General features: G+C 31.1%; 1 protein-coding gene. It reads right to left on the reverse strand.

Going from position 1 to position 1,036, the window contains the following annotated elements:
* Window positions 1-242 precede the first annotated feature (242 nt).
* A complete protein-coding gene (locus ABDZ84_RS10125; RefSeq protein WP_026679544.1) occupies window positions 243-425 on the reverse strand; it encodes a hypothetical protein in 183 nt (60 codons plus the stop codon).
* Between the last annotated feature and the right edge of the window lie 611 nt (window positions 426-1,036).

Here is a 1,036-nt window from a genome sequence, read left to right on the forward strand (position 1 = left end):
TTCCAGCTATCATTTTTTGATAACTGGAATCTTTTTTAACTTCATAAGGGCTAATTATGTCCCAGCCCCATTATACGATATAAAAAGAGTTGGTAAAATAGTCTATAAGTAGCTCAGCCGTAGTCAATCTGGATTAATGGAATTCACACCGCAGGAGCTAAGGGAATCTACTAAGGACATCATGGAAATGTACGTAATTTCTGTATGTAAACTTTTTTCTGTAGCTAAAATCATCTCTTGTTCTATAAATACCCTTCTTTTATGTGGCTAATTAACTGCAATAACTTAGGAACTATTTTTTTGATATGATCTATTTCCAAATTTTCTACACCTCTTGGTATTAGCAAGACGATTTGATTAATATAGTCAGAAAGAACAGGTAAGCTATCAGATAAAAAATCAACTAATTCTTGCTTTCTATTCATTTCCACCATTTGAAGGTTCTAATGGAATTATGAAATTAGTTGATAAGTTAACGGATTAACTTTTAGGTGTTAATTTAACCCATAAGAAGTGGGTTATTTTAAATCATTAAACAGAACTAAAGTCCGTATATAATAATAACAAATGTTCTTAAGGGTGGTCTTGTTATGAAAGGGTTACTTAATCGTTCTGAGGAAAATAAGCAAAAAATCAATATCTTTTAAATAGATAGCAATAACAACGTTACGGAGCGTTATATACGTGTTCTAGAAATACGCGAAAAAGAGTATATTGGCTTATTGTTTCTACCATAAAAAAGTAAGACATTTAAGTAAAAAAATATCCTTTCAGCTGGACCAGTACAGAAGAAAGTGGCGCGTGACGGTTAATTATTTCATAATTAAACCTAATTTGTAAATTCTGATTAAACCAATTATAATATTGATACAGGAGAATAAAAGGAGTGTTATCTTGCATTTTTATTTATTTATGCTCATTTCGGTCGTTGGTTTAATTGCTATTCTCTCGTTATCAATAGCAGGGTGTGACTGCTAAACTAAAGTAGACAGTTTCCGCTAGATTAGAAGAAACACTTATTTACCCAAATATACCA

This window comes from Virgibacillus salarius, assembly GCF_039521925.1.
Lineage (GTDB): Bacteria > Bacillota > Bacilli > Bacillales > Amphibacillaceae > Virgibacillus > Virgibacillus salarius.